Consider the following 7,522-nt stretch of genomic DNA (forward strand, 5'->3'; position numbering starts at 1 on the left):
CGGGGGGGGGGGGGGGGGGGCGCCCCCCCCCCCCCCCCCCCCGGGCGGGGAAGGTCAGTTGGGCTGGTTGACGGCCTTGTCGTACGGCAGCGCGAGGTAGGGGAAGGTGGTGCCGAACGGCTTGTCGGCGGTGTTGACCTTGTCGCCGGCGGCGAGCGCGGGGATGAGGTGGCCCGGGGTGGCGCCCTCCATCACCTGGAGGGCGATGTCGACGACGTCGTCGGTGAGGCGGCGGCCGTTGGGGAAGCCCTGGAGGTCTCCGTCGAGGACGCCGAGCCGGTCGGGGTTCGGGGTGACCGGGGTGGACATGTTCAGCCGCAGTTCCTCGGCGGGGACGAACTTCTTCGGGTCGATGTCCCGGTTCATCAGCTGGGAGTTCAGATCCACCTGGAAGGGGCCGCCGGTGGCCTTGGCGATGCCGGTGAGGAAGATCTCCTGGAGGTCGGTGCGCGGGGTGGCCGGGGCCGGGAGGCCGTAGATCGCCTGGATCAGCTGCGGCACCTCGGGGTTGAGGACCTTGGCGACCACGGCGGGCTGGTTGTGGTCCTCGGACGGCGGGAGGGAGTTGAAGGCGTCCTTGAGGCCGGCGGGCAGGACGACCTCGTTGACGAGCGGGTTGCCGAGGCGGGAGACCTGGACGAACGTGCCGGCCGGCTCGGCCTTGCCGGGGCTGAGCTTCAGGGTCTGCTTCTCGGTGCTGGACCAGACACCGATGACGGGGTTGCGGGTCGCGTCGCCCTTGTGGGCGAGGCGGCTCTTGGGCACCTGGATGGACAGGGAGTTGACGTTGTACCCGGCGAGGGTGTTCTGGCCGACCTCGGAGAGGTTGCCGCCGTAGAGCAGGTCGAAGATCCGCAGGTCGAGGAAGAACGGGTCGGCGGCCTGGGTGGCCACGGTCTGTCCTCCGCCCGGCAGTTGCACGGTGGCCTGTCGGCGCAGCCCGGCGTAGTCGGGCATGGACGCGCGGCCGGTGTCGGACGGGGCGGCGGTGCCGTGCTCGACCAGGGTGACCGGGTCGCAGCCGGGGCGCAGCTCCTGGAGCGTGTAGTACTGGCGGAACAGCAGGGTGGGGTCGGTGAGGTTGTTCACGACGCCGTTGTTGTAGAGGAAGGTGTCGGTGCCGCGCCGGTCCTCGGTGTGGAAGGTCCAGCGGTAGGTGAGGTCGGGCTTGCCGGTGCCCTGGGAGTCGATGTTGATGTCGTAGTGCGCCCCGTCGGCCCAGGGGTAGAAGTTGGGGCCGCCGTTGGGCTCCTGGAACGGCAGCCAGTTGGCGACCAGGGTGACGGTGTCCTGGTTGTCGGGGCTGGTGAAGGCGTAGACGTCGGTGTTGTCGACCTGCGGGTCGGCCGCGATCAGCGGCGCCTCGCGGTGGCTGGAGGCGTTGCCGGTACCGGCGCCGGATCCGAGGATCGCGGTGCCGGCGAGCGCGAGGCTCATGCTGGTGAGGATCGCGGCGGTACGGGCGGTCGGGCTTCTGCGGGCAGGTCGGCGCGTGACGTTCATGCGGGTGGGGTTCTCGCTTCCGTGACGGGCGGGTTCCGCTCCGCGCCGAGGGGGCGGCGGAGCGGGGATCCGGCTGGGCAGCCGCACTCGGCACTGTGGACCGGATCCCGTCACGGTTTCGCGAGCGGTGCAGGTGTGGTCGGGTCGCCTCACTCCCCTGGGCCAGCGACGTCACCTGCCCGGGTGCACGCCACTCGTTTTTCGTCCGCGTTGACGTCCCTGACGCGGCCTCAGCCTTCGTTCGTGGCGGCCGGCGGCGCGGCGACCGGGGTCGGCACGTTCCATCTCTGCTCGATCCGGGCGAACCTCCACACCGCGAGCGCGATGACCCAGGTGGCGAAGAACAGGCCGACGATCACGAAGCCGACCGTGTTGAGGTCCAGCCCGGACACCCAGTCCCAGAAGGCACCGTGCAGGTCGAGCTTGTCGGCGAGCAGGCCCAGCAGCTCGACGGTGCCGATGACGAGCGCGACGGCGACCGACAGCCCCGTGATGGTCAGGTTGTAGTAGATCTTGCGGACCGGCTTGGAGAACGCCCAGCCGTAGGCGAAGTTCATGAACGACCCGTCGATGGTGTCCAACAGGCACATCCCGGCGGCGAACAGCACCGGCAGACACAGGATCGCGTACCACGGCAGACCCGACGCGGCCCCGGAACCGGCCAGCACCAGCAGGGCGATCTCGGTCGCGGTGTCGAACCCGAGGCCGAAGAGCATGCCCAGCGGGTACATCTGCCACGGCTTGCCGACCGACCGGGTCACCCGGCCCAGCACCCGGTTCAGCAGGCCCCGTTTGTCCAGCTGCTCCTCCAGCGCGCTCTCGTCCAGGTGCCCGGAGCGCATCTGCCGGAACACCTTCCAGATGCCCACCAGGACGACGAGGTTGACGATCGCGATCAGGTACAGGAACGAGCCGGACACCGCCGTGCCGATCAGGCCGGTGACCCGGTGGAGGCCGGAACCGTCGTCCTGGAGGGGGCCGGCGAGCGACTTCACTCCGAAGGAGAGCAGGACGGCGAGGGCGAACACGATGGACGAGTGCCCGAGGGAGAACCAGAATCCGACGGAGAGCGGCCGCTTGTGCTGCTCCATGAGCTTGCGGGTGGTGTTGTCGATCGCGGCGATGTGGTCCGCGTCGAAGGCGTGCCGCATGCCGAGGGTGTAGGCGGTGACGCCGATCCCGACACCGAAGCTCTTCTCCCCGACGGTGTGGTGCTCGGGCGCGACGACGGCGACCAGCGTCACCCAGCCGATCACGTGCAGCGCGACGACGAACGCCCCCATCCCGGCCAGTCGCCGCCACTCCTGACGGGTGATCGACGCCACGGCGGTCGCGCGGGGGGATCTCGGCGGGTCCTGGGAGGGGGAGACGGATGAGGAGGCCATGGGTGTCCTTCCTGCATCTGCTGCTGCCGCACCGCAGTCGGTGCAGTGAGCTTGTAGGTGCACTATGGGTGCAACAAGGAGTCCTGTCACGGGGCGCGCCGGGGGCGCGAGGAGGTGCACACCGGCGCCTTGTCGCAGGTCCGCCGGGCTGCGGCCATCCGTTCGATGCATGGGAACGGGTGTCCGGAGGTGATGCCCCGGCGGAGTGACGCCGCCGCCCGGGCCGGAGTGGTGCCAATCCCGAGTCACCTCCGGGCCCGGATGGTGTGCGTCGGGCAATCGCGCCCGCATCCCCTTCCTGCCGGGCCGGGCTTCGCCGCGGCGGCCGGCCCCGTCCCCGGAGGCCCAGCGTGGCGGTTCCCCGATTCCTCGCCCGGGCAGGTGTGGCCGTGTCGGGCACGCTGTTCCTGCTCGGCGTCGCCGTACCCGCCGCCGACGCCCATCCACTGGGGAACTTCTCCCTCAACCACTACCTCGGCTTCACCGTCCACCCCGACAGCCTGGAGGTCCTCGCCGTCACCGACGCCGCCGAGATCCCCACCCTCCAGGAACAGCCGAGGATCGACCGCAACGGCGACGGCACCGTCGACGACGCCGAAGGCACCGCCTGGGCCGCCGAGCAGTGCGCCCGGACCGCACAAGGCCTCCAGGTGACGACCGACCGGGCGGCCGCGGCCCTGACCTGGCGAACGGACTCCGCGCGGTTCCGGTACGAGGACGGATCGGCGGGCCTGCGCACCAGCCGCCTGGAGTGCGTCCTCCGGGCCGACCTGCACCTCCCGGCCGACGGCACCACGGTGCGGGTCACCAGCGGGAGCGACCCGAGCCGGGTCGGATGGAACGAGATCACCGCCCGCGGCGACGGGACCACGCTCGATCACACCGACGTTCCGGCCCGGTCGGTCTCCAAGGAACTGCGCGACTACCCCCGCGACCTGCTCGACAGCCCCAGCGGTGTCACCCGCGCCCAGTTCCACGCCCGTCCCGGCGACGACGCGGCACCCGCCCGCGAGGCGAGCGTGACGGCGGACGGCTCCGGGCCCACGGCCTGGCTCGCCGGCCTCGACGCCCGCCTCACCGAACTCGGCGCCACCCGGCGGCTCACCGTCCCGCTCGGCCTGCTCGCGGTCCTCCTGTCGATCGTGCTGGGCGCCGGACACGCGCTGCTGCCCGGACACGGCAAGACCGTGATGGCCGCCTACCTCGCGGGCCGTCGCGGCAGCACCCGCGACGCCGTCACCGTCGGCGCCACCGTCACCGTCACCCACACCGCCGGCGTCCTCGTCGTCGGGCTGTGCCTGACGGCGTTCTCCTCGCTGGCCGGCGACGTCCTGCTCGGCTGGCTGGGCGTCCTCAGCGGCGCCCTGGTCGCCGCCGTCGGCGCCGGCCTGCTGCGGGACGCGGTCCGGCGCGCCCGGAGTGCCCGAGCGCACGAGCACCTCCCGCACTCCCACGGGGGCACGGGCAACGAACCCCTCAGGGAACTCGCGCACGTGTCCGCGGCACCCGCACCGAACGATCACCACGACCATCCGCACCCTCCCGACCACGCACCCGACCACACCCACCCCGACCACCCGCACTCTCATCGGCACGACCACCACCACCAGCACCACGGTCACCCCCACGACCACCCAGGGCGCGACCACCCAGGGCACGACCACCCAGGGCACGACCACCGAGGGCACGACCACGGCCACCGGCACGGCCTGTTCGGAGGCGGCCACCATCACCACCACGACTCCGCGGCGCCAGGCCGCCGCCGCCTCATCGGCCTCGGGATCGCCGGCGGCCTGGTCCCCAGCCCCTCGGCCCTGGTGGTCCTGCTGGGCGCCGTCGCCCTCGGCCGGACCCTCTTCGGCGCGGCCCTGGTGGTCGCCTACGGCCTGGGCATGGCTGCCACCCTCACCGCCGTCGGCCTGCTCCTGGTCCGCCTCGGCGACCGGCTCGCGGGCACGGCGGAAGGCCCCGTCGTCGGCCGACTGCGCCGAATCGCCCCCTACAGCGCCCTGCTGACCGCCCTGCTGATCCTGATCGTGGGGCTGGGCCTGGTCGTCCGAAGCCTCCCCTCGACCCTGTGAACACCAGCCCCCACCGGAGGCCGATCACCATGACCACCCGCCGCGCGCACCTGCTGTGCCTGGTCCTCCTCGCCGCTCCGCTGCTGGCGGCCTGCGGCGACGAGCCGGGCGGCAGCTTCGACGCCCAGCCCGGCACGCCGTCCCCGTCCTGCCTCCTGCACCAGAGCCAGCAGCCGGGCACCGACTACACCGGCGGGGAGAAGTCCGATCCGCGAGCGGTGCTGGAGATGATGCGCTTCTACACGGCCAACGGGACCAAGACGTACTGCGACGGCAAGCCGCCGAGCGACACCGACCGCCGCTGGACCGACCTGTACGCGGGCCTCGGCGGCGACCCGAGCCGCGTGGCACAGCCGAAGTAGGAGATGACGCGCCGTCCCTCAGCCCGCGGCCCCGAGTGCGGTCAACGCGGCGCGGGCGGCCGGGGCGTGCAACGGGTGGAACGCCGGGTTGATCGCCAGCGCGGTCTCCAACTCGGCGCGCGCCTGGCCGAGTTGCCCGAGCCCCTGCAGGATCACGGCACGGTGGTAGTGGAAGAGGGCGTTGCGCATCCCCAGGGCCAGGGCCTCGTCGGACTGCGCCAGCGCCTCCTGGTCGCGGCCGCCGGCGTGCAGCGCCCAGGCGTAGGCGTCGTGCATCTCCAGGAACGGCCTTGTGGTCAGGCCGTGTTCGGCGATGGCGAGGGCTTCGGCGGGGTCGCCGTGGTCGGCCTCGAACAGTGCCGCGTCGGTGTCGAGGGCGACGCCGTTGTCGGTGAACAGCCGCTGCTCGGCGCGGAACACCCGGTACTGCTGCTGCGCCTCGGCCGTGCGGCCCAGGGACTGGAGCAGTTCGCCGAGTTCGACCACGTACTCGGGCTGGGGGACCTGCGTGACGGCCCGCCGGAGGTCCGCGACGGCGGAGGCGGTGTCACCGAGGGCGGCTTCGGCCTTGGCCCTGGCCTCCAGGAGCGAGGCGGTGCCGGGCGCGGTGCGCAGGCCCGCGTCGGCGTGGGTGAGCGCGGTCTTCGGGTCGCCGTTGTCGAGGGCGAGCTGGCTGAGGTGGTAGCGGGCGAAGGCCCGGTCGGCGGGGGTGTTGGCGTCGTCGAGTGCCCGCGTCATGGCGGCGGTGGCCGCCGTCGGGTCGCCGCGCAGCTCCCACGTGTAGGAGGCACGGGCCAGCGACGGGGTGCCCGGCTTGAGGTCGACCATGCGCTGCACCGCGTCGAACGACTCCGGGTACCGGCCGAGCTGGGTGTAGGCGTCGGCGAGGGTCCCGTAGAGGGTGGAGCTGTCCGGGTTCACGGTGATCGCCCGCTGCGACCAGTCGAGGGCCGCGGTGAAGTCGTGCCGGGCGGCGTCGAGGGCGGCCATGCCGGCCATGGCGGTGAAGTTCTCGGCCGGGTCCGTCTCCAGCGACCGGGTGAGGACGGCTTCCGCCTTCGGGTAGTAGGCCGGGTCAGCGGTGATCTTGGCCTGCTGGACGTAGGCGAGGCCGAGGGACGCCATGGCGAGGGCGTCCGCGGGGACCGTCCTCAGGTGCTCCTGCAGGCCCCGGATGTCCGCGTCCAGACCGGTGCCGGTCGCGTCCCGACCGGTGCCCGCCTGCTCGGAGGCGGCTCGGGTGCCGTCGCCCCGAGGGGCCGGCCCGAGGCCGCCGGCGAGGAACAGCCCCACGCCGAGGGCGGTGGCCACGGCGGCCGGCAGGAGAGGGCGGCGTCGGTTCACGGCGAACTCCAGGTGGAAGCGGGTCGGTGCGACCGCTCGGCCAGGCGGCCGGGGTGTCGGTGTGGCTGCTCGGTCAGGCGGTCGCGGTGTCGGTGCGGGCCGGTGAGGCGAAGACCACCAGGTTGGCGAGGTACTCCCGGCTGGCCCGGTCGTAGGCGCCCCCGCAGGTGATGAGCCGCAGACTCGGGTCCGCGGTGGACCCGAACACCGTGTCGTCGGGGAACTCGTCCTTGGCGTAGCTGCGCAGGGCCTGGACGGTGAAGAGACCGGTGGTGCCGTCGGCCGCGTCCACGGCGACGGTGTCGCCCGGGCGCAGGGCGGACAGGCCGCTGAACACGGCCGGTCCGGTGAGGGAGTCGACATGGCCGACGATCACCGCGGTACCCGGGTCCCCGGGGGCCGGCCCCTGGCTCCACCAGCCGGCGACCGCAGGGTCGCCCGGTGTACCGAGGTGTCCGTCGCCCTGGACCTGAAGGTCGGTGAGCGGGCTGTCCACCCCGATCCGGGGTATCCGTATCCGCACCGGCGGTATCTGACGGCTCGTGGGTGCCGGGCCCGCGGTGCCGTGGCGCGTCGTGTCGGACGGCTGCCCGGGGATGTCGCCGATGTCCTGGACCGCGGCCGGTCCCGGGCTTCCCGATCCGGTGGCGAGGCTCACCGTGCCGGCGCCGGTCAGGGCGAGGCCGAGAGCCAGCGTGGCCACGGCGGTGCTCAGGCTGGGACGGCTGCGCGCGTGCCCGGGCCGTGGGGGCCCCGCCGGGGGGGGGGGGCGCGCGCCGCGGGGCGCGGGGGGGCGCACACGGGCGGGGGGGCGCGGCGGCCGGAGTAGAACTCGGGGGCGGGTGGG

Annotated in this window: 6 protein-coding genes; 2 read left to right on the forward strand and 4 right to left on the reverse strand. The window is 73.1% G+C overall.

Annotated features, from left to right (window positions below; genetic code table 11):
- Positions 1-54: 54 nt before the first annotated feature.
- Entirely contained in the window at positions 55-1,437 is a 1,383-nt protein-coding gene (locus ACFV0O_RS00715) for a DUF4331 domain-containing protein (RefSeq protein ID WP_380334349.1), read from the reverse strand.
- A 296-nt stretch (positions 1,438-1,733) separates the two neighbouring features.
- On the reverse strand, positions 1,734-2,888 hold the full coding sequence (locus ACFV0O_RS00720) for a HoxN/HupN/NixA family nickel/cobalt transporter (protein ID WP_380334352.1): 1,155 nt from the start codon (positions 2,886-2,888) through the stop codon (positions 1,734-1,736).
- Positions 2,889-3,277: 389 nt separating this feature from the next.
- Here ACFV0O_RS00720 and ACFV0O_RS00725 point away from each other — a divergent pair, with 389 nt between their 5' ends.
- Together ACFV0O_RS00725 and ACFV0O_RS00730 are read left to right on the forward strand one after the other, a co-directional pair.
- A complete protein-coding gene (locus tag ACFV0O_RS00725) occupies positions 3,278-4,969 on the forward strand; it encodes a high frequency lysogenization protein HflD (protein ID WP_380334355.1) in 1,692 nt (563 codons plus the stop codon).
- Positions 4,970-4,998: 29 nt separating this feature from the next.
- Positions 4,999-5,331 (forward strand): hypothetical protein, encoded by a 333-nt coding sequence (locus ACFV0O_RS00730; RefSeq protein WP_380334358.1) that lies wholly within the window; start codon positions 4,999-5,001, stop codon positions 5,329-5,331.
- Between the two features lie 18 nt (positions 5,332-5,349).
- Here the strand turns inward: ACFV0O_RS00730 and ACFV0O_RS00735 are convergent, their stop codons facing one another.
- Together ACFV0O_RS00735 and ACFV0O_RS00740 are read right to left on the reverse strand one after the other, a co-directional pair.
- Entirely contained in the window at positions 5,350-6,675 is a 1,326-nt protein-coding gene (locus ACFV0O_RS00735; RefSeq protein WP_380334360.1) for a tetratricopeptide repeat protein, read from the reverse strand.
- Between the two features lie 73 nt (positions 6,676-6,748).
- Positions 6,749-7,378: a class F sortase gene (locus ACFV0O_RS00740; protein ID WP_380334363.1), complete on the reverse strand. Its 630-nt coding sequence runs from the start codon at positions 7,376-7,378 to the stop codon at positions 6,749-6,751.
- Positions 7,379-7,522 lie beyond the last annotated feature (144 nt).

The organism is Kitasatospora sp. NPDC059577 (assembly GCF_042735475.1).
Lineage (GTDB): Bacteria > Actinomycetota > Actinomycetes > Streptomycetales > Streptomycetaceae > Kitasatospora.